Genomic DNA, 20993 nt, shown 5'->3' with positions numbered 1-20993 from the left:
GGCCCGGGCCCGGCGGCTGGGGTGTCGGCGGGGGCTCCGACGGTGAGGCGGGGTACGGCTGCTGCGGATGCGGGCCGGGTGTCGGGCCCGGATGCACCGGGTCGTGGTACGGGTCGGTCATGGCGTCCTCCGGCCAGTCGGTCGACGGTGGCTCCTGGACTACTCCCCCGCGTACCCGGCGGCCGAGCGGCCAGTCACCCGGCGGAGCCGGGACGCGCCCTCCGCATGGCCCAACGGCGGCGTCCGGGACGTGACCCCGGCCGCCGCCGCTCTCGGAACTCGGCTCCCCGGCCGAACCGGCCCCGCACGGGCGGGGCCGGACGCCTCGTCAGCCGAACATGCCCGGCTCGTACGCGCCCGCCGGCTGCCGGACGAGGACGTTCGCCCGGTTGTAGGCGTTGATCAGGGCGATGAGCGCGACCAGCGCGCCGAGCTGCTCCTCGTCGTAGTGCCTGGCGGCGTTCGCCCAGACCTCGTCCGGCACACCGCCCGCCGCGTCCGCGATCCGCGTCCCCTCCTCCACCAGCTCCAGGGCCGCGCGCTCGGCCTCGGTGAACACCGTCGCCTCCCGCCAGGCCGCGACGAGGTGGAGGCGCACCGCGGTCTCCCCCGCGGCCGCGGCATCCTTGGTGTGCATGTCGGTGCAGAAGCCGCAGCCGTTGATCTGGCTGGCCCGGATCTTCACCAACTCCTGCGTCGCGGCGGGCAGCGAGGAGTCGTCGATCACCTTTCCGGCCGAGTTGAAGTACCGGATGAGCTTGTTCGTCACCGGGTTTTCGAAGAGGTTCAGCCGAGCGTCCATCGGTGAGCTCCCTGTGCGTCGTGGTCGGTTGCACTCATACGACGTACCGGCCCGGCCCCACGTGACAGCCGTCAGTGTGATCTGAGTCACTGCGCCGTCGTCGCCTCGCGCGCCGCGACCGCACCCTCGGCCGCCGCGCCCGCGGCCTCCCGCGGCAGCTTCAGGAACACCGTCAGCACCGCGCTCCCCGCGTACATCAGCGCGAAGACCCACATCACGCCCTCCACCCCGAGCGGCCCCAGGAAGAGCCCCACCACGGCCGGACCCAGGAACGTGCTGACGCCGGCTCCGAGGTTGAGGGCCGACATGGCCTGGCCCTTGTGCCGGGGCGCCATCGACGGAATGAGCGCCGACAGCGGCACATAGCCGGCGAGCGTCGCGCCGAACAGGCTCACCAGCAGCAGCGCGAGCGGGTAGTCGTGCCCGGCGGCCACGGTCCCGTAGTACAGCAGCAGCGTCGTCACCGCGCAGCCCACGCCACCGCACCAGGCGACGGTGCGGCGCCAGCCGATGCGGTCGCCGAGGACGCCGAAGAGCAGGTTGAAGAAGATGTTCGTGGCGAACATCGCCGACAGCAGCCGCAGCCACTGGGCGAGGGAAAAGCCCAGCGTGTCGGTGAAGAACACCGGCAGGAAGACCAGGAACCCGAACTGCGCCGCCGTGTTGACCGCGCGCACCACCGCCCCGGCGCCGATCCGCGGCTCGTGCCAGACGATCGCGAGGGAGCCGAGCAGCGTGGCCACGGGACGCTCGCCGGCCGGGGCGAGCCGGGTCCGGCCACTCGGTTCGCGCACCAGCAGCAGGGCGATCAGCCCACCGGCGACGACCAGCGCCAGCGACATCCACAGGGTGCGGTAGGCCCCCACCCACGGAACCGTGAAACTGGCGAACAGCGAGCCCAGCGTGGGCAGTCCGCCGGTGAACGCGAACCAGAACCAGCCCACGGCGGAGCCGAGCCGGCGCGGCGGGGTCACCGCGGTCACCCACACCAGGAAGCCGTAGGCGAAGAGCGGATACCCGAAGCCGCGCAGTCCGTAGCCGGCCAGCAGCAGCCCCATGTTCTGGGCCGGGATCGCCACGGCGAGGAAGAAGACCTGCAGCGCCACCCAGATGCCGAGCCCGAGCAGCATCACCCGGCGCGGCCCCCACAGGTCGGACAGCGCCCCCGAGAACCACGCCGCGATGCTGGCCGTCACCCCGTAGACGGTGAACAGCAGCGCCACCTGGCCCTTCGGGAAGCCCTGGTCGAGGAGATACGGCGAGAGATATCCGGATTCGACACCGTCACCGATCATGAATATGAGAACTCCGAGAAATCCCCAGGCAAGGGCTCTGGGAATTCCGATGCGTTCGAGGTCAAGCACGGCGGATCACCTTTTCGGGGTTTTTCGGCGGAGCGGAATGCCGCGAGTGGTGACGATGAAAAGAGCCGTGCCGTGGCCCGTCAATCCGCTGGTGGGAACACCTCGTGGGGTGCGGGGGCCGCCACGTGAAGTCGTCTGCGACCGGTCAGCCGTGTGGTGATGTATGTGCTGGTCAGAGGCGCGATCGGCGGCGACAGAGGGCCAGCCCCCGGGTGAAGTCCGCGTGATGTTCACGTGAGGGAGGCCGCCGCTCAGCCGGACACCACCCGCACCGCGACCCCCTGCTCGCGCAGCCGGCGCACCTCGGCCGCCGGTGCGGCGTCGTCCACCAGGATCAGGTCGAAGTCGGTCAGCGGGGCGAGCGCGTACAGCCCCTGGTTGGCGAACTTGGTGTGGTCGATGAGCAGCACCCGGCGTGCCGCGGCCGTCATCATCGCCCGCTTGACCTGCACCGTCTCCGGCGACATGTGGTAGCAGCGGCCCGCGGTGACGGCCGTGGTGGACATGAACAGCACATCCGCGCGGAACGCCTCCACGCCCGCCGCCGTGTGCGGGCCCATGAAGGCGTCGTAGGCCGGGAAGTAGGTGCCGCCGAGCGCGACCAGGGCCACCCCCGGCTCGCGGGCCAGGGCGGAGATGGCGGGCAGCGAGTTCGTGATGACCGTGATCGGCGTGTGCGCGGGCAGGTGCTGGGTGAGGGCGAGGCAGGTGGTGGAGTCGTCGACCATGACGACCTGCCCCGGCGCCAGTTCCTCCGCGGCCGCCCCCGCCAGGCGCCGCTTGACCTGCGCCATCGCCCGCATGCGTTCGCCGACGCTGCCATGGAACTGGGTGGAGGGCAGGCAGCTCGCGCCGCCGCGCACCTTGCGCAGCCAGCCCTGGGCCTGCAGCGCGTCCAGGTCGCGGTGGATCGTCATCACGCTCACGTCGAACTCGGCGGCCAAATCGGCCGTCCGCACGAACCCCTTGCCGGTGACGAGGTCGCGCACGCGGCGCCGCCGCTCCTCCTGGGCGTCCACCCGGTCCATGTCGTCGAGCCCCTTCCCGCCTCGCGCGATGTCCCCGTGCGAAGGTCACACGAACTTAACACGGCGGTCGGGCCTGCGGTCCGGCCCGGAAGCCGGTTCCGTCGGCGGACTTCACATGAAAGGCCGCGCCCGTCGCGGGATATGCGCGGGGAGTAATTGACGGTGCTTCTCACCGCGGGTTTCCCTGAGAGCGTCGCCCCAGCAACGAAGGGACAGGGAGTGCAGCCATGTCGGTACTGACCGTCGACGTCGGCACGTCCGTCATCAAATCCGTGGTGTTCGACGACCGGGGTCGGGAATTGGCGGTCTCCCGTATCGGCACGGAGGTGCTGCGCCCGCACCCCGGGTGGGCCGAGCAGGACATGGACGCGGTGTGGAACGCGGTCGTGTTCACCGTGCGCAGCGCGCTCGCCCGGCTGGGACCCGGTCACGAGCCGGTGTGGCTGGTCGCGTTCACCGCGCAGGGCGACGGCTGCTGGCTGGTCGACGGCGAGGGCCGGCCCACCGGCCCGGCGATCCTGTGGTCCGACGGGCGCGCGGCGGACCTGCTGGCGCGCTGGCAGGCGGACGGCGTACTGGACCGGACGTTCCGCCGCAACGGCTCGCTGACCTGCGGCGGCATGCCCAACGCGGTGCTCGGCTGGCTCGCCGGGCACGACAGCGAACGTCTCGCGCGCTCACGGACCGCGCTCACCGCGGCCGGCTGGCTGTTCCTCAAGCTCACCGGTGTCACCGCGATCGACCCGTCCGACGCGTCCGCGCCCTTCCTCGACCATGCCACCGGCGACTACGACCCGGCCGTCCTCGACCTGTTCGGCATGGACTGGGCGCGGCCGCTGCTGCCCCGGGTGCTGGGCGAGCAGGAGCGCGTCGCCGAGATCACCCACCACGCGGCGGGCGAGCTGGGCCTGCCGGCCGGTCTGCCCGTCGTCATGGCGCCGTACGACATCGCCGCCACCGCGCGCGGCGCGGGGGTGGTGGAGGCCGGGCAGGCGTGCGCGATCCTCGGCACCACGCTGTGCACGGAGATCGTGCGCGACTCGGTGGACACCTCGGGCGAGCCGTGCGGCATCACCATCGCCTACGACGGTCCCGAGCGCGTCCTGCGCGCCTTCCCGACGCTCTCCGGCACGGAGGTCCTGGACTGGGCCTGCCGCACGCTGGGCGCCGACGGCCCCGCGGCCCTCGGCGACCTGGCCTTCTCGGCGGAGCCGGGCGCGCGGGGGCTGGCGTTCCTGCCGTATCTCTCCCCGGCGGGCGAGCGGGCGCCGTTCCTGGACCCGCGGGCGCGCGGCGCGTTCTGGGGGCTGTCGCTCACCCACACCCCGGCCGACCTGGCCCGGGCGGTGTTCGAGGGGCTGTCGCTGGTGGTGCGCGACTGTCTGCACGCCTCCGGGACGCGGGTGCGCGAGCTGCGGCTGTGCGGGGGCGGCGCCGCCAGCGACCGCTGGTGCCGCCTCATCGCCGACGCCACCGGCGTGCCGACCGCCCGCAGCACCGACACCGAGCTGGGCGCCAAGGGCGCCTTCCTCACGGGTCTGGTGGTCACCGGCGCCGTACCCGACATGACCGAGGCCGTCGCCCGGTGCGTGCGGATGGGGTCGGCCTGGGAGCCGGACCCCGGCCGGGCCGCCCTCTACGACGACCTCTACGCGGCGCATCTGACCTGGCGGGACGCGGCCCGGCGCCTCGGCTGGACGCCCGCTCCCGCGACGGCCGGCGCACCGGAGGCCACCCATGTCTGACGCCCTCTCCCCCGATGCCGTCCACCTCGGCCTCGACCTCGGCACGCAGAGCGCCCGCGCGGTCGCCGTCGACGGCACCGGGCGCGTCGTGGGCGCCGCGTCCCGCCCGCTGACCGGCCGCCGCGACGGCCCGCGCCACGAGCAGGATCCGGAGCAGTGGTGGTCCGCGCTGAGCGCGGCCTGCCGCGAGGCGCTGGCCGGTGTGGAGGCCGGACGGGTGCGGGACGTGGCCGTCGACGCCACGTCCGGCACCGTCCTCCTGGCCGCCGCGGACGGCACCCCGCTCACGCCGGGTCTGATGTACGACGACGGGCGTGCCGCCGCCTGCGCGGACCGCGTGAACACGGTCGGCGCCGAGGTGTGGGAGCGGCTCGGCTACCGCAGCATGCAGCCGTCCTGGGCGCTGCCCAAGCTGCTGTGGCTGCTGGGGCGGGAGCGGCCGCCCACCGGTGCCCGGCTGCTGCACCAGGCCGACCTGGTGACCTGGCGGCTGGCCGGCCGGCAGGTGGCGAGCGACGCCAGCCACGCCCTGAAGACCGGGTACGACCTGCTCGCCGAGCGCTGGCCGGATCACGAGCTGTCCGCGCTGGGCGTCCCGGCGGGGCTGCTTCCGGAGGTCGTACGCCCCGGCACGGTCCTCGGTGACGTGTGCGCCGAGGCGGCCGCCGCCACCGGCGTCCCGGCCGGGACGCCGATCGTGGCCGGGATGACCGACGGCTGCGCCGCCCAGATCGGCGCGGGCGCCCTGGCGCCGGGCGCCTGGAACTCGGTGCTGGGGACGACGCTGGTGCTCAAGGGCGTCAGCCCGCACCCGGTGCGCGATCCCGCCGGGGTGGTGTACTGCCACCGCGGACCCGAGGGCACCTGGCTGCCCGGCGGCGCCTCCAGCAGCGGTGCCGGGGTGCTGACCCGGCGCTTCCCCGGCGCGGACCCGCGCGCCCTGACCGCCGAGGCGGCGGCGACCGGCTCCACGGCCGTCACCTATCCGCTCGTCGGCGACGGTGGTGAACGCTTCCCGTTCCGCGCCCCGCGGGCCACGGCCTTCACCCTCGGCGGACCGGCCGGCCGGGCCGAGGAGTTCCACGCCTGCCTGCTGGGCGTCGCCTGCCTGGAACGGCTGTGCTTCGACTACCTCGACCACCTCGGCGCCCCCGTGACCGGACCGCTGCGCCTCACCGGCGGCGGCGCCCGCAACCCCTACTGGTCCCGGCTGCGCGCCGACGTCCTCGGCCGCCCGGTCCAGCTGCCGGAGCAGGCCGAGAGCGCCGTCGGCATGGCGGTGCTGGCGGCGACCGCGTCCGGCGCCGCCCTGAAGGACGCGGCGGCGGCGATGGTGCGGATCCGCGAGGAGCTGCACCCCGACCCGGCCCGCACCCAGCGGCTGCTGCCCGTCTACCTCCGCTTCGTCGACGAGCTGGTCCGGCGGGGCCTGCTGGACGAGCAGGTGGCCGCCCACGCCCACGGAAAGGCCCGGACATGACCGACTTCGTCCTCGTACGGCACGGCGAGACCCCGTGGCACGCGGACAACCGCTACGCCGGCCGCACCGACGTGCCGCTGACCGAGCACGGCCACAAGCAGGCCGCGGCGCTGGGCGGTTGGGCGGCGGGGCAGCGGCTGGACGCGGTGCTGTGCTCGCCGCTGTCGCGGTCCCGCCTGACCGCCGAGCCGGCAGCAGCCGCCCTCGGTCTGCCGCTGCGGGTCGACGAGCGCCTGTACGAGGTGGACTTCGGCCGCGGCGACGGGCTGACCCGGGCCGAGATGGCCGAGCGTTTCCCGGCCGAACTGGCCGCGTTCCTCACCGACCCGGTCGCCCATCACCTGCCCGGCGGCGAGGACCCGGCCGCGGCCGCGCGCCGCGGGGTCGCCTGCCTGCGTGAGGTCGCCGGCGAACTGCCCGACGGCCGCGTCCTGGTCGTCGCCCACTCCACCCTCGTACGCCTGATGCTGTGCGCGCTGCTCGGCATCCCGCTCGCCCGCTACCGGGCCGTGTTCCCCGCACTGGAGAACGGCGCGCTGACCGAACTGCGGCTGCGCGAGGGGCAGGCCGCGCTGCTGCGGCTCAACGCCCCCGTCCTGCCCGCCGACCGCCTCTGACCGACCGGAGTACCCGCGTGACCACCACCGTCCTCGCCGCCGGCGACCACTTCGTCCTGCCCGAGCTGCTCGTGCGCGAACTGCGCGCCGCCGCACCCGACCCGGCCGCCCTCGACGTGCGCGAGCTGCGCCTTCCCTGGCCGCACACGCCGTTCGGCAAGGTCGCCGAGGTCGACGAGGCGTCCGGGACCGAGGAGCAGATGATCGAGGCGCTGCGCGGCGCGCGGATCTGCGTGACCCAGATGGCGCCGCTCACCGAGCGCGTCCTTCAGGCCTGCCCGGACCTGGAGCTGTTCTGCGTCAGCCGGGGCGGTCCGGTCAACGCCGACCTTCAGGCGGCCACCCGGCACGGGGTCAGGGTCTGCTACGCGCCGGGCCGCAACGCCGTGGCCACCGCCGAGCACACCCTCGCGCTGATCCTCGCCGCCGCCCGCCGGGTCGCGGACGTCCACACCGACCTGAAGCGGGCTGTGTGGCGCGGCGACTACTACGACTACGGCAACTGCGGCATCGAGATCGACGGCGCGACGGTGGGCCTGGTCGGCTTCGGCGCGATCGGCTCGCGGGTGGCGCGGGTGCTGGCGGCGATGGGCGCGACGGTGCTGGTGCACGACCCGTACGTGGACCCGCGGGCGGTGGAGGGAGTGGCCCGGCTGGTCACCCTGGACGAACTGCTGCGCCGCTCCCGCGTCGTGTCCCTGCACGCGCGGGTGACCGACGAGACACGCGGCATGATCGGCCGCGCGCAGCTCGACGCGATGCCGCCCGGCTCGGTGCTGGTGAACTGCGCCCGGGGCGCGCTGGTGGACTACGACGCGGTGTGCGACGCGCTGGACTCCGGGCACCTGGCCGGCGCGGGCTTCGACGTGTACCCGGCCGAACCGGTGCCGGCGGGCGCCCGGCTGCTGTCGACGCCGGGCGTGGTCCTCACCCCGCACATCGCGGGCGCGAGCCGAGAGGTCGCGCACAAGGCGGCCCGGATCGTCGCGGCGGAGGCCGGCCGCTTCCTGCGGGGCGAGCCCCTGGCCCACTGCGCGAACCCCGCCGCGTAGGGAACGCCCTCAGAACCGCCCGGGGTGGGCGGCCAGCCACTTCTTCGCGGCGGCGAGCAGCTCGGGGTCGGCGGCCGGGGCCTCCTCGGGATGCTTGGCGGCCCACTTCACGACGTACGGGCACAGCGGGGCGACCGGAACGCCCTCGCGCTCGGCGACGGCGTACAGCTCGCGCGCGAGGGAGGAGGCGATGCCCTTCCCCTCGTGCGCGGGCTCCACGATCGTGTGGACCGGGACCAGGGCGGTGCGCGGGGCGTCGAGCACGAAGTACTCGATGTGCCCGACGACCTCACCGTCGCCGACGGCCTCCAGCCGGCCGGCGGGGCGGTCGTCGCGGATCTCGATGTCGCTCATGGCCACGCTCCTGGTCGTCGGTCCCTGCCCCGGCTCAGGCCGTGACGGCCTGCGGGCTGCGCTCCTGGTCCGAGCCCGGCACCGGCTCCGACGGGTCGGCACCGAGGGCGACGATCCGGTTGCCCTCGTCCACGTGCACCACCCGCGGCGTCAGCGCCCGCGCCTCGGCATCGGTGACCTGAGCGTAACTGATGATGATCACCAGATCACCGGGGTGGACGAGATGGGCGGCGGCCCCGTTGATCCCGATCACCCCGGACCCGCGCTCACCCTCGATGACGTAGGTCTCCAGCCGCGCCCCGTTGGTGATGTCGACGATGTGCACGAGCTCACCGGGCAGCAGATCGGCGGCATCGAGCAGCTCGGCGTCGATGGTCACGGATCCCACGTAGTGCAGGTCGGCCTGGGTGACGGTGGCGCGGTGGATCTTGGACTTGAACATGGTTCGCAACATCGGGGCACTCCCACATATAGGCTCCCTGCCTGCGTTTTTGCAGGTCAAGGGCTGTTTTCACACCCTACAACGAGTCGCACGTCCGGGCAGCTGCCCCCACCGCGACGACGGAACAAGCCTACGCAACAGCCCCTCGGAGGCATCCGTGATGACCGTCACTCGCCTGCCGAGTCCCCTAGGAAGGCGTGAGCGGCAGGTCGTCCGTGTAGGCGTTGACCGGCGGGGTGACGCGCTCGGCGCTTCGGACGTCGAGTGCGGCTTGCGCGGTCCTGGTGCCGAGCGCGCCGTGGGGGTGCCAGGTGCCGGTGACCGCCAGCCATGTGTTGGCGGGCGGGGCCTGGGCGCCGTACATCCGCACCTTCACGGTCTGCGAGTCGGCGGCGCAGCAGGTGAAGATGATGCGCGTCAGATACCAGCCGCCGCCGTGTCCGGCCGGGGTGGCGAAGCCGGTCATCTGGATGGTGCGCCCCTTGATGGCGCGGTCGCGGTCCTGCTGGACCCGAGCGGTGAAGTCGGTGAGGGTCATGGGCAGCGGTGAGGTGGCGGGCAGCGGGTCGAACGCCTTGTGTTCCTTGACCGCCTTGTCGTTGGACCGTGCCGCCGTGTACGCGCCCAGGGCCGGCGGGGCGTGGAAGAGCAGGCTCAGTGCCGGGAGGAACAACAGCCAGGCGACGCCCGGTACACGGGAGTGGTCGTGGCCGTGCGCATGGCCGGCGTGCTCCGCCTCTTCGGCCCGTTCGGCGTGCTTCCCGGCCCGCACCCCGCTTGCCAGACCGAGGAGCAACAGCACAACCCCCGAGACGATCAGCAGGGGGCGCAGCCCCTCTTTCACATAACGCAGGTAGAGATCGGTGAAGAGGGCGGCGTGCAGCAGGCCGATGCCGGTCAGGGCCAGGAGCAGTACCTGTGCGGGGCGTTTCACAGCAGTGCCCCTCCGATCAGGGCGCTCGTGGCGATCGCCACGACGGTGGTGGCTGTGGAGAAGCGCCAGGCGAAGGCCCGGCCGAAGGTCCCCGCCTGCAGGGCGATGAGCTTCAGGTCGACCATGGGCCCGACCACCAGGAAGGCGAGCCGTGCGGTGGGCGAGAAGCCGGTGAGCGACGCCGCGACGAAGGCATCGGCTTCCGAGCAGACGGCGAGAATGACGGCGAGCCCGGCCAGGAAGAGCACCGACAGCCACGGGGAGGCCGAGAAGGTGTCCAGGACGGAACGCGGCACCATGACGTTGAAGGTCGCCGCGGCCATGGCGCCGAGGACGAGGAAGCCACCGGCGTGCAGGAAGTCGTGCCGGCACCCCTGCAGGAACTCCCGCCAGCGGCTGTGCCCGACGTGGTGGCCGGCGTGCCGGGCGCCGGGCCGGAGCCACTCCTCCCTTCCGCGCCAGAGCCACAGCCAGCCCATCACGGCAGCGGTGGCGAGCGAGGCCAGCAAGCGGGCGACGACCATCGCGGGGTTGCCGGGGAAAGCGACGGCGGTGGCGGTCAGCACGACCGGGTTGACCGCCGGCGCGGAGAGCAGAAAGGCGAAGGCGGCGGCCGGGGTGACACCGCGGCGGATCAGGCTGTTCGCCACGGGGACGGAGGCGCACTCGCAGCCGGGCAGCACCACTCCCGCCGCGCCGGCCACCGGAACGGCGACCGCGGGCCGCTTCGGCAGCACGCGCGTGAACAGGTCGGCCGGCACGAACGCGTTGATCGCGCCGGACAGTGCGGTGCCCAGAAGCAGGAAGGGAAGCGCCTGGACGGTGATGGCCAGGCACACGGTGCGCCACGCTTGAACGGCCGGATCGTTCAGCCACACGGTGCCTGCGGGAAGAAGCAGCAGCGTCACGCCGACCGCACTCGCGAAGACGGCGGTGAAGAGCCACCGCGGTCGGCGGAGGGGCACGGTGGGGACGGCGGAAGCGACTGCCACTCCTGCCGCCCGGTCAACCAGTTCATCCGATTTCTGCATGTTCACTCCGGATGTCGGCGTCTGACCGACCATAAGCCGAAGCCGACCCTCACCCCCGCCCACACGCCGTCCATGCATCCACCTCGTCGCCGGCGTCGCGCTCGGCCCGGTCGCCGCCTGGTGGACGGTCCTCACGGCCGTCGTCGTCCACCGCATCCCGTTCCTGTTGCTGGGCAAGGTCGTCTCCGCCGCCCTCGGCGCCTCGGCTGCGGCCGCATCTCCCAGCGTCCGGGGTGCCTCTGGCACGAGAGGCGGTGGCGGCGCCCGGGGTGAGCCGTGCGGCTGTCCCGGCTACCGGGTGCCGTAGGGCAGGAGCGCCATCTCCCGTGCATTCTTGATGGCCTGCGCTATCTGCCGCTGCTGCCGGCGCGTCACCTGGGTCACCCTGCGGCTGCGGATCTTCCCACGGTCGGAGATGAACCTCCGCAGCAGGTCGGTGTCCTTGTAGTCGACATAGGTGATGCCGGCGGCGTCCAGCGGGTTGACGCGCTGCCGCTTGGCGGTCTGCCGCCCGGTGCTCGTGCGTCGGGGCATGGTGGTGTCGGTCCTTTCCGTCAGGTCACGGGGTCGAGCAGGTCGTCGACGACGTGCGGGAGTTGTCGCCAGCCTTCTCTGCCCGCCGCGTACTCGTCGTCGGTGAGGAGGCAGGAGTCGAGCAGGGACAGCAGTCCGTCGCGGTCCAGGCCGGGCGAGGTGAACGTCAGGTACTGGCAGCGGTCGCCGTGCTCGGGGTGCCAGACCAGGGAGGCGGCGAGACGCCGTTCGGCGGGCACCATCTCCCACGCGGCGTCCGGCAGAGCGGCCAGCCAGGGACCCACCGACTCCACACACAGGGCACCCCCCGCGGCGTCCCAGGACAGCAGGGTGTCGGGGCGGTCGGCCAACCAGAAACGCCCACGGCTGCGGGCGGCGGCACAGGTCAGGTCCTCCAGAGCGGCGTACAGGCGCTGCGGATGGAAGGGCCGGGTGCGCCGCCAGACGAGGGTGGCCACGCCGTGTTCGTCACACTCCTGCGGCAGCAGCGCGCACGCCGGGTGCAGGCGGGCGGCGGCCGCCGCCACGTCGAAGCCCGCCAGCAGAGCGGACCCCAGGGCGCCGCCGTCCACACCCACCTTGCGCGCACCCGGTGTGAGCTGGGCAAGCAGAGCACGGTCGCTGTCGTCGGCGCTCTCCCCCGACGATCCGTCCTCGACGACGGCGATCACCGTCGGGTGTTCCAACTGCCGGGCGAAGGTGTCGGCGACGGTGCGCTGGTCGGTCGGCGCGGCAGCGAGGCCCACGTCCGCCAGGTCGTCACCGTTGGAGAGGTACGGCAGGACGAGGGCCGGGTCGACCGCGGTCGCGACGCCGGTCAGCGTCAGCGGGGCCCCCGCGGCGGCGACCACCGCGGCCATCGCCTGCGGTTCGACCGAGTCCCACAGTTCGACGACCGCCAGCCGGTACCTGCCCTCGTGCGCGAGCCGCAGCAGTTCGGGGACCAGGTCCTCACGCAGTGCGCAGCACGCGCAGTCGTTCACCAGTGGCGCGTCGCCACGGCCCAGCAGACCGTCGGCGTCGCGGACCGTGCGGTGCACCGCGCTGTCGACGGCGGCCGTCAGATCGTGGTGCAGCGCGATGGAGCCGGGGACCGTTCGCAGGATCTCCTCGACGGCCGTCCTGCGGGCGTCGGCGTGCAACCCCGCGACGATCGCGACGGGCAGCCCGCTCACCGCTCACCTCGTCCGTGCCCGTAACGCCGCTCGAAGCGCTCGACCCGCCCGGCGGTGTCCAGGACCCGCTGGGTGCCGGTGCAGAAGGGGTGGCTCGCCGAGGAGATCTCGACGTCGATGACCGGGTAGGTGTTGCCGTCCTCCCACGCGACGGTCTTCTCGCCGATGGCCGTCGAGCGGGTGAGGAAGGCGAAGTCGGCGGCCCGGTCACGGAAGACGACCGGGCGGTACTCGGGGTGGATTCCGGGCTTCACGGCTCTCAGCGCTCCTCACGGAAGTCGACGTGGCGACCGGCGACGGGGTCGTACTTGCGCAGCGTCAGCCGGTCGGGGTCGTTACGGCGGTTCTTGCGGGTCACGTAGGTGTAGCCGGTCCCGGCGGTGGACCTCAGCTTGATGATCGGGCGGAGTTCGTTACGGGCCATGCGCAGCACCATACACGAGTTTGGTTTTCATTTTCATTTAGCTGCTAGTGTGCTGCCGTCGTCGACCCACCAAGGAGGAACACATGTCCGCCCACTGCCAACTCACCGGCCGACAGCCGGGCTTCGGCCACCACATCTCCCACTCGCACCGGCGCAGCAAGCGCCGCTTCGACCCGAACATCCAGCGCAAGCGCTACTGGCTGCCGAGCGAAGGCCGCCACGTCCGGCTCACGCTGTCCGCCAAGGGCGTCAAGACCATCGACGCGATCGGCATCGAAGCCGCGGTGGCCCGCATCCGCGCCCGGGGAGGGAAGGTCTGATGGCGAAGAAGAGCAAGATCGCGAAGAACGAGCGGCGGCGTCTCGTCGTGGCACGGTACGCCGTGCGGCGTGCAGCACTGAAGGCGATCATCGCGTCCCCCCGCAGCTCCGCGGACGAACGGGCCGCAGCTCAGCGGGAGTTGCGTCGCCAGCCCCGTGACGCCGGCGCCACCCGCGTGCGCCATCGCGACGCCGTGGACGGGCGCCCCCGCGGCCACCTGCGCGCCTTCGGCCTGTCCCGCATCCGGGTACGCGAGATGGCACACGCCGGTGAACTGCCCGGCGTGACCAAGAGCAGCTGGTGAGCGACGGCCTCTCCGCTCACCGAGCCAGCCCCTGAACCGCCGCAGCACTCACGCCGGCGGATGGCGGGACATCCGAAACGGCCGCGCCCGTTCGGCCTTTCACTGGTTCCAGCTTTCGTCGTACGGATCGCGCGGTGCCGGCACCGGTACCGCCTCGATGACCCGCACATAGGGGATCGGACGGTTGTTGACCGGGTCCCTGGTCTGCTTCGGGGTGTAGGTGCCGGTCACGCGCAGCCAGGTGTCCGGTTCCAGGACCGGTGGGATGTCGCCCGTCAGGGCGAGCTTCACGGGCTGTGCGTCCGCGGCGCAGCAGTTCAGGGACATGCGGACCAGGTACGGTGCGCCCTGCGTGTCCAGGGCGACAAAGCCCGTGATCCGCACCTTTCGTCGGTCCAGTGACCGGCCGTGGTCGTATACCGCGCGGCCCGCGTAGTCGACGAGGCTGACCGGCAGGGGGTCCGAGGCCGGGAGGTTCGAGTAGCCGTACGGCTCCTGCAACGCCGTACCGGCACGCATCGCGCTGTAGGAGCCGAGTGCCGGCGGCGCCACCAGGATCAGTGCGAGGAGGGGGATCAGGAGGAGCCACATGACGCGTGGTTCTCGGTGCCCGTGATGGTCGTCCGTACGGTGGTCATGTTCATCACCGCCGTCACGGCCGTGCTCATGAGTCCGGTGAGGCTGCGTGTCCCCGGGTCCGTCCTGCTGGGCGGGCCCCCGCCGGCCCCTGAACTCGTACCACGCCGCCGCCAGCGCCCCGGCCATCAGCACGGCTCCCGCCACCAGCAGCAGCGGCCGCAACTCTGCCTTCACGTACCGCAGATACAGGTCCGTGAACCCGGCGTGCAGGATGACCGCGCCGACCAGGAACATGACCACCGCCTGGGCCTGCCGGTTCACCAGAGCACCGATCCGGTCGTGACCCCTGCCGTGATCGCCAGCACGAAGGTGGCCGGGGCGAAGCGGGCAGCGAAACCGCGGCCGAAGGTACCCGCCTGCATCGCGAACAGCTTCAGGTCGATCATCGGCCCGACCACCAGGAACACCAGCTTCGCCGTCAGCGAGAACTGCGTCAGCGACGCCGCCACGAACGCGTCCGCCTCCGAGCAGATCGACAGCAGCACGGCCAGAACCGCCAACGCGGTCACGGCGGCAAGCGGGTTGCCCGCCGCTGAGCGCAGCCAGTCCGCCGGGGCCACCGCCTTGAGCGTCGCAGCCGCCATCGCGCCCAGCACCAGGAAACCACCCGCGTGCATCACGTCGTGCCGGACCGAGTCCCAGAACGCCGCACCCTTGCTCGGCCCGTCGTACGTCGCGAGTGCCGGCGGACGCAGCCACTCCGTGCGGCCGAGCCGCTGCCACAGCCAGCCCATGGCGCACGCGACGAGCAGACTGGCCGCGAAACGCCCCAGCACCATTTCCGGATGGCGGGGGAACGCCACCGCCGTCGCCGTCAGCACGACCGGGTTGATCGCCGGCGCGGACAGGAGGAAGGCGATGGCCGCGGCGGGCGTCACGCCACGACGCACCAGCGCACCCGCCACCGGGACCGACGCGCACTCGCAGCCCGGCAGCACCGCGCCCGCCAGGCCCGCGACCGGCACGGCGAGCCCGGGGCGGCCGGGCAGTGCGCGGGCGAAGAACGAGGGAGGGACGAAGACCGCGAGCGCCGCGGACAGCAGGACACCCAACACCAGGAAGGGCAGGGCCTGGAGCACCACCGCCACGAACACCGTCATCCAGCTCTGCATCACCGGAGCGGCGAGGACCCGGCGAAGCGGGCCCTGCCCCATGACGATCAGGAGCAGGACCGTGACCAGGACGACGGAGGAGTTCACATGCCGGCCGTCACCTGCCGTACGTTCCCCGCCGGCGCGCTCACCCGCGGTCTCCGCCGGCCGACCCCGGTCATCCGGCGCCCGTGTCATCGCGTGCCGGTCTTCCGTCCCGGTGGCGGGGGCTGATCTCGTGGTGGCCACGGGTACGACACCTCCGGCGGGCTGCGTGTTTGGGAACACCTCCCCCTGACTACGGCGGCCACGGCACAGGCGTTCAACCGCGCTCATCACCCGTGTACGCGGCTCACTCTCCGGCGTCCTCAGCCGGATTGGCCACGCCCAGCAGGGCGAGGCAGATGTGCAGTACGACGTCCTGCAGGGCGGGGACCTCGCCGATGCGCCCCTGGCGCAGGAGGCGGCAGACGGCTTCGTGTGTGGCGTCAGCCGCGGCCATGTAGCTCTCGTCGGGGACACGGCGGTGACCAGGAATCCTGTTGTGCCAGGCGCGCATCGACTCGGCGAACCAGGAGCGGCAGGCGTCCTGGTGCTCCTGCGCACGTCCGCCGGCCGCCGCCGTCTCCAGGAAGAACGCCTTGGCGAATTCGGGCTCTTCGGCGATCAGCCCGAGAAAGGCACGGATCGAGGCACGAAGCGTCGCCACGGGGGACAGCGACTGCGTCGAGGAGCGGGCGAACGACGCCTCAAGCCGCTTGACCATCAGCTCGCGGCCCGTCTCCGCAGCGGCGATGAAGCACTCCTCCTTGTCCTCGAACAGCTCATAGAACGTCTTGCGGGACACGCCCGCCCGTGCCGTCACATCGGCCACGGTCGTGGTGATGTAGCCCTTTTCGGCAACCACGGTCGTCATCGCGTAGAGCAGCCGCTGGCGCTGAGAGCCCGTCACACGCTCCCGCGCGAGCCCGTGCGGCCCGCGGGGAAGGTCGGTCAGGCTCGGCTGCAGCAGCGGCCGGATCGGCTCTCTCATGAGTGAGAAACAGTCTGGTACACGTTATAGACGCAAGCGTTTCTCACTCGACGTCATCTTACGAGGAAGAAGGAGCGCACCTTCATGAGAAAACCGACTTCCCTTTCGGTGCTGGCTGCCTTACCGGTGGCACTCGCAGCCATCGTGGCCGCCGCCCCGACCTCCGCGGGGTCATCCTCCGCGTCGGCGACCTTCACGGTCGACTCCGCCCAGGACGCCGTGGATGCCGATGCGTCCGACGGTCTCTGCCGCACCGCCGCAGGCACCTGCACCCTGCGCGCGGCGGTCATGGCCGCCAACGCCCGGCCCGGCAGCACCATCGAGCTACCCGCCGCCCACTACCGGCTGACCATTCCCCCCGACCCCGGGCAGCTCAACAAGCGCACCGCCGACCCGGCCAGAGGCGACCTGAACATCCTCGAACCGACCACCATCCGGGGTGCCGGTGCGCGGGAGACCATCATCGACGGCGACCACATCGACCGGGTCTTCCGCATGGGCGCCGACACGCAGCTGTCCGACCTCACCATCACCGGAGGAGACGCCAAGCAGCGGGAGGTGCCCATCACCGACCCCGGCGGAGGCGGCATCGCCAACGGCAAGAACATGACGCTGCGCCGGGTGACGGTGACGGGGAACCGTGCCGGCTACGGAGGCGGCATCTTCAACATCCCCGACTCCCACCTGACGCTCATCGACAGCACCGTCAGCCGCAACACGGCGGGCGAGGCCGGAGGCATCCGGTTCGACGACACCGGCACCGTGGTCAATTCGACGATCGCGGACAACCGCGTGACCGACGAGTGGGACCGGCCGGGCAGCCTGTCCGGATACGGCGGCGGCATCGACATACGCGGCACCGGCCTGGTGGACATCCGCAACTCCACGATCACCGGCAACTCCGCCACCGACGGCGGCGGCGGGATCAACATCGCCCCCGCCTACCTGGACAGCCTGCCGGGACCCATTACCGACCCCGTCGATCTGCCGCTGGGTCACCTCGCGCTGAAGAACACCATCATCGCCGAGAACACCATCGGCCACACCACCAGCGACTGCAAGAACGTCTTCGCCGCCATCGAGTCACGGGGCCACAACCTCGACAGCGGAAACAACTGCCACCTCACGGCCGAAGGCGATCTCCCCGGCCGTGATCCCCGCCTCGCACCCCTCGGCGAGAACGGCGGTCCGACGGACACCGTGGCCCTCCTGCCCGGCAGCCCCGCCCTCGACGGCGGCGCCGACTGCCCCTCCACCGACCAGCGCGGCGTGCCGCGGCCTCAAGGTCCGGCATGCGACATCGGAGCCTTCGAATACCGGTCCTGACGTCCGCTCCGCACCTTGAGGACTCTCCGTGCGCGCAGAGTGCTTGAGGTGCGGATCCCCCGACAGAAGCAGACACCTGGAGAACGCGTCACCTGCGGGCCAGCTCACGCTTGAGGATCTTGCCCGTGGCGGTCATCGGCAGGCTGGTCACGAACTCGACGATGCGCGGGTACTTGTACGACGCCATCTGTCCCTTGGCCCAGGCGACGAGCTCTTCCTCGGTGAGGGAGGAACCGGGCTGCGGGATGACGTAGGCCTTGATCTCCTCGCCGTGGCGCTCGTGCGGTACCCCGATGACGGCGGCGAGGCTGACCTGCGGGTGCGTCATCAGGACTTCCTCGATCTCACGCGGATACACGTTGAAGCCACCTCTGATGATGAGGTCCTTCGACCGGTCGACGATGTAGTAGAAGCCGTCCTCGTCGCGTCGTGCGAGGTCGCCGGTCCGGAACCATCCGTCGCGGATGACCTCGGCGGTGGCTTCCGGCCGGCCGTAGTAGCCCTTCATCACGTTGTGGCCCTTCACCGCGATCTCCCCGACCCGGCCGCTGCCGGTCACCTCGGTCCAGTCGTCGTCGATGAGTTTCAGTTCGACGCCCCAGATCGGCACCCCGATCGATCCCGGGCGTGGGTCGACATCGGGGTCGCTGAAGGTGGCCACGGGAGAGGTCTCCGACAGCCCGTATCCCTCAAGCACCGTGATCCCGAGGCGCTGTCGGATCCGTTGGGCGAGCTCCACCGGCAGTGGGGCCCCTCCGGAGATGCCGATCCGTAGGTTGCTCGCGATGCGCTCGACGTCGACGTCGTCGCTGAGCGCGTTGAGCAGCCCCCACCACATGGTGGGCACTCCGGCGAAGAACGTGATGCGCTCGCGGTCCATCAGTTCCGCGACGGCGCCCGCGTCGAAGCGGGGGACGAGGTGGAGGGTGGCGGCCATCGAGAAGCCGGCGTGCATCTGCACCGTGGCGCCGAAGGTGTGGAAGAGCGGGAGGCAGAGCAGATGGCTGTCGGCAGCCGGTGTGCTGCGGAACAGGCGGTTGCAGGCCAGCACGTTCATCATCGTGTTGGCATGCGACAGCTCCGCGCCCTTCGCCTGTCCGGTGGTCCCCGAGGTGTAGAGGATGGCCGCCGTGTCGGTGGGCTCGGTCGGTACCGAGTCGAACGCCGTGCCCTGGCCGGCCACGGCACTGCCGAGCGTCTCGACGCCGTCGATGGGACTGGGCGCGGCCGGGTCGCCGGTGATGACGAAGAAGTGCTCGACGCTCTCGGCCTGCCGGCAGCCGGCGAAGCCCTCGGCGCTCATCGGCAGCTCGGCGGTGCCCTCGAAGCAGAAGTAGGCCTTCACCTCGGCGTCGTCCAGGTGGTAGGCGATCTCGCGGCTTTTCAGCAGCACGTTGAGCGGGACGACAGCCGCGCCGGTCTTGAGGATGCCGTAGTAGACGACGGGGAAGTGCGGCAGGTTCGGGCAGCTGAGGGCCACCCTGTCACCGGGGCCGATCCCGCGCTCCACGAGCAGGTTCGCGACCTGGTTGGCGGCGGCGTTCAGCTGAGCGTACGTCAGGCGGGCAGGGCCCAGTACGACAGCTTCGCGATCGGGGTACGTGCGGGCGGAGTCCTCAAGCAGGACCGACAGGTTCAGCATGGAGTTTCCTCATGAGCCGTGCGGCGGGCTCGCTCGCCCGCGGATGGACCGTGTGGTGCGCGCTTCGCCCCAGCGGGCGCGTGCCGTCTCGTCATCACCCTGGATCGACGAAGATGTTGCAGTTGGCTGCCACACCGTGGTCGGCGTACTCCGCCGCCCAGCCGGGTGTCAGGGTCGTCATGCCGGTGCCGTCGACGGCCAGCGCCGAGGCGTTGTCGACCACGATGTCGATGCCGCCGAAGCGGTCCACGCCTCGTTCGACGGCCCGCCGCACCGCTGCCTCGTCGCGTACGTCCCCGACGATCACGTTGGCGCCGCGGCGGGCGGCGGTGACGGCGATCGCCAGGCCGATGCCGCGGCTGCCGCCTGACATGAGCGGGGTGCGGCCCGCGAGGCTCATCCGGTGATCTCCTTGCCGAAGACGGTGCGGGCGATGACCCACTTCAGGATCTCGTTGGTGCCCTCGTAGATCTCCCCGATCTTGCTGTCGCGGTAGATCGCCTCGACGGGCCCCGGTGTGCCGTCGGCGCCGAGCTCCCGGGCGAAGCCGAGGCCACCGAACGCCTGGACCGCGTCGCGCGCCATGTCGACCGCCAGCCGGCTTCCGTACTGCTTCGCCATCGCGGCTTCCGGCTCGGGGAACACCTCACCGGCGTCACGGCGCAGCGCGGCCTTGAGGTAGAGGTTGCGGGCGTTCTCGATCTCCGTGGCGCGGTCGGCCAGGAGGAACTGCCAGTGCTGGTTGGCGGCCACTTTCCGGCCGAACGCCTCCCGGGTCGACAGGTGTGCGACCGCGTGGTCGAAGGCGGCCTGGGCCATGCCGACACCGGCGGCGGCGATGCCGACGCGGCCGAGCGTGAGGGTGGCGAGCGCGTGACGCAGGCCCTGTCCCGGCTCGCCGCCGAGCAGCGAGTCGGCCGGCAGCTCGACCTCCTCGAACCAGACGTCGGCGGTGAGCTGGCCCCGGTTGCCCATCTTCCGGTCGGGCTCGCCGACGCGCACTCCGGGCAGGGAGGTGTCGACGATGAACATCGACAGCCGGTCGCCGGTGCGGGCGAGGGTGACGATGAAGCCCGCGACCGGTGAGTTGGAGATCCACCGCTTGCGGCCGTTGAGGATCCAGGCGCCGTCCCGCTGGACGGCGACGGTGCGCACGGCCTTGGGGCTCAGGTCGGACGACGCCTCGGGCTCGGTGGTGGCGAAGGCGCCCACGACGGTGCCGTCGGCCACCGGTCGCAGCCACTTCTGCTGCTGGGCGGCGGTGCCGTGGGTCAGCGCGTTGCCGGCGAGGATGCAGTGGACGTCGAAGACCGCCGCGATGCTGCTGGAGTGGTAGGCCAGTTCCTCGATCGCGACGGCGGTCGCCGTGACGGGGTGCGTGAGCCCGTCCCCGCCGACCTCGGCGGCGAACGGCACCCGGAACAGGCCGGCGGAGGCGAGGCCGTCGAAGACGTCCCGCGGGAAGCCGTCGACGCGCTCGTCCCCGTTCGCGATCCGGCGTGCGGCGGGGGCGACGACGTCGGCGGCGATCTTCCGCACGCGGTCGCGCAGCTCCCGGGTATGAGCCGGGGAGAGCAGGTCGTGGTAGAGCCGGTCCGCCTGACGGGCGGGGTTCTGTGGTGCGGGCATGGTCGCCTTTCGTGCATGGGTCCGCC

24 protein-coding genes are annotated in these 20993 nt (G+C 72.0%); 7 read left to right on the top strand and 17 right to left on the bottom strand.

Annotation, left to right across the window (positions count from 1 at the left end; translation table 11 throughout):
* Positions 1-328: 328 nt before the first annotated feature.
* The 3 genes from C3489_RS29505 to C3489_RS29495 form a co-directional block, all read right to left on the bottom strand.
* Positions 329-802, bottom strand: coding sequence for a carboxymuconolactone decarboxylase family protein (locus tag C3489_RS29505; RefSeq protein WP_103785136.1), 474 nt, complete (start codon positions 800-802; stop codon positions 329-331).
* Positions 803-888: 86 nt separating this feature from the next.
* Complete coding sequence (locus C3489_RS29500; protein WP_219821991.1) at positions 889-2166, bottom strand: MFS transporter; 1278 nt, start codon at positions 2164-2166, stop codon at positions 889-891.
* 251 nt (positions 2167-2417) lie between these two features.
* On the bottom strand, positions 2418-3194 hold the full coding sequence (locus C3489_RS29495; protein WP_103785134.1) for a DeoR/GlpR family DNA-binding transcription regulator: 777 nt from the start codon (positions 3192-3194) through the stop codon (positions 2418-2420).
* 227 nt (positions 3195-3421) lie between these two features.
* On the opposite strand from C3489_RS29495, the gene C3489_RS29490 reads away from it, so the two are divergent.
* Genes C3489_RS29490 through C3489_RS29475 form a run of 4 tightly spaced genes read left to right on the top strand, consistent with a single transcriptional unit; the run spans position 3422 to position 8088 of the window.
* Positions 3422-4939 carry an FGGY-family carbohydrate kinase gene (locus C3489_RS29490; protein ID WP_103785133.1) on the top strand — a complete coding sequence of 506 codons (1518 nt, stop codon included), beginning with the start codon at positions 3422-3424 and terminating at the stop codon, positions 4937-4939.
* Positions 4932-6419: an FGGY-family carbohydrate kinase gene (locus C3489_RS29485; RefSeq protein ID WP_103785132.1), complete on the top strand. Its 1488-nt coding sequence runs from the start codon at positions 4932-4934 to the stop codon at positions 6417-6419. The genes C3489_RS29490 and C3489_RS29485 overlap by 8 nt, the downstream gene beginning before the upstream one ends.
* Positions 6416-7036: a histidine phosphatase family protein gene (locus tag C3489_RS29480; RefSeq protein ID WP_103785131.1), complete on the top strand. Its 621-nt coding sequence runs from the start codon at positions 6416-6418 to the stop codon at positions 7034-7036. Before C3489_RS29485 ends, C3489_RS29480 begins: the two co-directional genes overlap by 4 nt.
* Before the next feature lie 17 nt (positions 7037-7053).
* Positions 7054-8088: a 2-hydroxyacid dehydrogenase gene (locus C3489_RS29475; RefSeq protein WP_103785130.1), complete on the top strand. Its 1035-nt coding sequence runs from the start codon at positions 7054-7056 to the stop codon at positions 8086-8088.
* A gap of 9 nt (positions 8089-8097) precedes the next feature.
* Here the strand turns inward: C3489_RS29475 and C3489_RS29470 are convergent, their stop codons facing one another.
* The 8 genes from C3489_RS29470 to rpmG all read right to left on the bottom strand — a co-directional run bounded on the left by C3489_RS29470 (position 8098) and on the right by rpmG (position 12982).
* Positions 8098-8442, bottom strand: coding sequence for a GNAT family N-acetyltransferase (locus C3489_RS29470; protein ID WP_103785129.1), 345 nt, complete (start codon positions 8440-8442; stop codon positions 8098-8100).
* A gap of 34 nt (positions 8443-8476) precedes the next feature.
* Positions 8477-8896 (bottom strand): aspartate 1-decarboxylase, encoded by a 420-nt coding sequence (gene panD / locus C3489_RS29465; protein ID WP_103785128.1) that lies wholly within the window; start codon positions 8894-8896, stop codon positions 8477-8479.
* A gap of 175 nt (positions 8897-9071) precedes the next feature.
* Positions 9072-9818, bottom strand: a complete 747-nt coding sequence (locus C3489_RS29460; protein WP_103785127.1) for a TIGR03943 family putative permease subunit — start codon at positions 9816-9818, stop codon at positions 9072-9074.
* A complete protein-coding gene (locus C3489_RS29455) occupies positions 9815-10849 on the bottom strand; it encodes a permease (protein ID WP_181139899.1) in 1035 nt (344 codons plus the stop codon). The genes C3489_RS29460 and C3489_RS29455 overlap by 4 nt, the downstream gene beginning before the upstream one ends.
* Positions 10850-11140: 291 nt before the next feature.
* Positions 11141-11383: a 30S ribosomal protein S18 gene (gene rpsR / locus C3489_RS29450; RefSeq protein ID WP_103785126.1), complete on the bottom strand. Its 243-nt coding sequence runs from the start codon at positions 11381-11383 to the stop codon at positions 11141-11143.
* A 20-nt stretch (positions 11384-11403) separates the two neighbouring features.
* A complete protein-coding gene (locus C3489_RS29445) occupies positions 11404-12549 on the bottom strand; it encodes a GTP-binding protein (protein WP_181139900.1) in 1146 nt (381 codons plus the stop codon).
* A 5-nt stretch (positions 12550-12554) separates the two neighbouring features.
* Positions 12555-12812, bottom strand: coding sequence for a type B 50S ribosomal protein L31 (locus tag C3489_RS29440; RefSeq protein WP_103785124.1), 258 nt, complete (start codon positions 12810-12812; stop codon positions 12555-12557).
* 5 nt (positions 12813-12817) lie between these two features.
* On the bottom strand, positions 12818-12982 hold the full coding sequence (gene rpmG / locus C3489_RS29435; protein WP_017949758.1) for a 50S ribosomal protein L33: 165 nt from the start codon (positions 12980-12982) through the stop codon (positions 12818-12820).
* Between the two features lie 83 nt (positions 12983-13065).
* On the opposite strand from rpmG, the gene rpmB reads away from it, so the two are divergent.
* Both rpmB and rpsN read left to right on the top strand, forming a co-directional pair.
* On the top strand, positions 13066-13302 hold the full coding sequence (rpmB, locus tag C3489_RS29430) for a 50S ribosomal protein L28 (RefSeq protein ID WP_103785123.1): 237 nt from the start codon (positions 13066-13068) through the stop codon (positions 13300-13302).
* Complete coding sequence (rpsN, locus tag C3489_RS29425; protein WP_103785122.1) at positions 13302-13607, top strand: 30S ribosomal protein S14; 306 nt, start codon at positions 13302-13304, stop codon at positions 13605-13607. The genes rpmB and rpsN overlap by 1 nt, the downstream gene beginning before the upstream one ends.
* Before the next feature lie 99 nt (positions 13608-13706).
* Here rpsN and C3489_RS29420 read toward each other — a convergent pair whose 3' ends face one another.
* The 3 genes from C3489_RS29420 to C3489_RS29410 all read right to left on the bottom strand — a co-directional run bounded on the left by C3489_RS29420 (position 13707) and on the right by C3489_RS29410 (position 16370).
* A complete protein-coding gene (locus C3489_RS29420) occupies positions 13707-14507 on the bottom strand; it encodes a TIGR03943 family putative permease subunit (RefSeq protein WP_103785121.1) in 801 nt (266 codons plus the stop codon).
* Positions 14504-15535, bottom strand: coding sequence for a permease (locus C3489_RS29415; RefSeq protein ID WP_103785120.1), 1032 nt, complete (start codon positions 15533-15535; stop codon positions 14504-14506). Before C3489_RS29415 ends, C3489_RS29420 begins: the two co-directional genes overlap by 4 nt.
* A gap of 154 nt (positions 15536-15689) precedes the next feature.
* Positions 15690-16370, bottom strand: a complete 681-nt coding sequence (locus C3489_RS29410) for a TetR/AcrR family transcriptional regulator (RefSeq protein WP_103785119.1) — start codon at positions 16368-16370, stop codon at positions 15690-15692.
* 84 nt (positions 16371-16454) lie between these two features.
* Between C3489_RS29410 and C3489_RS29405 the strand changes: the two genes are divergently transcribed.
* A complete protein-coding gene (locus tag C3489_RS29405) occupies positions 16455-17696 on the top strand; it encodes a right-handed parallel beta-helix repeat-containing protein (RefSeq protein ID WP_103785118.1) in 1242 nt (413 codons plus the stop codon).
* 88 nt (positions 17697-17784) lie between these two features.
* Here C3489_RS29405 and C3489_RS29400 read toward each other — a convergent pair whose 3' ends face one another.
* The 3 genes from C3489_RS29400 to C3489_RS29390 form a co-directional block, all read right to left on the bottom strand.
* Positions 17785-19338 carry a long-chain fatty acid--CoA ligase gene (locus tag C3489_RS29400; RefSeq protein ID WP_103785117.1) on the bottom strand — a complete coding sequence of 518 codons (1554 nt, stop codon included), beginning with the start codon at positions 19336-19338 and terminating at the stop codon, positions 17785-17787.
* Positions 19339-19432: 94 nt separating this feature from the next.
* Positions 19433-19738, bottom strand: a complete 306-nt coding sequence (locus C3489_RS29395; RefSeq protein ID WP_219821990.1) for a hypothetical protein — start codon at positions 19736-19738, stop codon at positions 19433-19435.
* Complete coding sequence (locus tag C3489_RS29390; RefSeq protein WP_103785116.1) at positions 19735-20967, bottom strand: acyl-CoA dehydrogenase family protein; 1233 nt, start codon at positions 20965-20967, stop codon at positions 19735-19737. The genes C3489_RS29395 and C3489_RS29390 overlap by 4 nt, the downstream gene beginning before the upstream one ends.
* Positions 20968-20993 lie beyond the last annotated feature (26 nt).

This window comes from Streptomyces sp. Ru71 (assembly GCF_002920535.1).
In the GTDB taxonomy this organism is placed as follows: Bacteria; Actinomycetota; Actinomycetes; order Streptomycetales; family Streptomycetaceae; genus Streptomyces.
This window is presented reverse-complemented; position numbering and strand designations above follow the sequence as displayed.

What these genes read in the sequence shown, in the direction of transcription:
- rpmB (WP_103785123.1), top strand. Translation starts at nt 13,066, where the DNA reads ATGTCCGCCCACTGCCAACTCACCGGCCGACAGCCGGGCTTCGGCCAC.
- C3489_RS29480 (WP_103785131.1), top strand. Translation starts at nt 6,416, where the DNA reads ATGACCGACTTCGTCCTCGTACGGCACGGCGAGACCCCGTGGCACGCG.
- C3489_RS29390 (WP_103785116.1), bottom strand. Translation starts at nt 20,967, where the DNA reads ATGCCCGCACCACAGAACCCCGCCCGTCAGGCGGACCGGCTCTACCAC.
- C3489_RS29470 (WP_103785129.1), bottom strand. Translation starts at nt 8,442, where the DNA reads ATGAGCGACATCGAGATCCGCGACGACCGCCCCGCCGGCCGGCTGGAG.
- C3489_RS29400 (WP_103785117.1), bottom strand. Translation starts at nt 19,338, where the DNA reads ATGCTGAACCTGTCGGTCCTGCTTGAGGACTCCGCCCGCACGTACCCC.
- rpsR (WP_103785126.1), bottom strand. Translation starts at nt 11,383, where the DNA reads ATGCCCCGACGCACGAGCACCGGGCGGCAGACCGCCAAGCGGCAGCGC.
- panD (WP_103785128.1), bottom strand. Translation starts at nt 8,896, where the DNA reads ATGTTGCGAACCATGTTCAAGTCCAAGATCCACCGCGCCACCGTCACC.
- C3489_RS29490 (WP_103785133.1), top strand. Translation starts at nt 3,422, where the DNA reads ATGTCGGTACTGACCGTCGACGTCGGCACGTCCGTCATCAAATCCGTG.
- C3489_RS29415 (WP_103785120.1), bottom strand. Translation starts at nt 15,535, where the DNA reads ATGACACGGGCGCCGGATGACCGGGGTCGGCCGGCGGAGACCGCGGGT.
- rpmG (WP_017949758.1), bottom strand. Translation starts at nt 12,982, where the DNA reads ATGGCCCGTAACGAACTCCGCCCGATCATCAAGCTGAGGTCCACCGCC.
- rpsN (WP_103785122.1), top strand. Translation starts at nt 13,302, where the DNA reads ATGGCGAAGAAGAGCAAGATCGCGAAGAACGAGCGGCGGCGTCTCGTC.
- C3489_RS29455 (WP_181139899.1), bottom strand. Translation starts at nt 10,849, where the DNA reads ATGCAGAAATCGGATGAACTGGTTGACCGGGCGGCAGGAGTGGCAGTC.
- C3489_RS29485 (WP_103785132.1), top strand. Translation starts at nt 4,932, where the DNA reads ATGTCTGACGCCCTCTCCCCCGATGCCGTCCACCTCGGCCTCGACCTC.
- C3489_RS29395 (WP_219821990.1), bottom strand. Translation starts at nt 19,738, where the DNA reads ATGAGCCTCGCGGGCCGCACCCCGCTCATGTCAGGCGGCAGCCGCGGC.
- C3489_RS29505 (WP_103785136.1), bottom strand. Translation starts at nt 802, where the DNA reads ATGGACGCTCGGCTGAACCTCTTCGAAAACCCGGTGACGAACAAGCTC.
- C3489_RS29410 (WP_103785119.1), bottom strand. Translation starts at nt 16,370, where the DNA reads ATGAGAGAGCCGATCCGGCCGCTGCTGCAGCCGAGCCTGACCGACCTT.
- C3489_RS29495 (WP_103785134.1), bottom strand. Translation starts at nt 3,194, where the DNA reads ATGGACCGGGTGGACGCCCAGGAGGAGCGGCGGCGCCGCGTGCGCGAC.
- C3489_RS29405 (WP_103785118.1), top strand. Translation starts at nt 16,455, where the DNA reads ATGAGAAAACCGACTTCCCTTTCGGTGCTGGCTGCCTTACCGGTGGCA.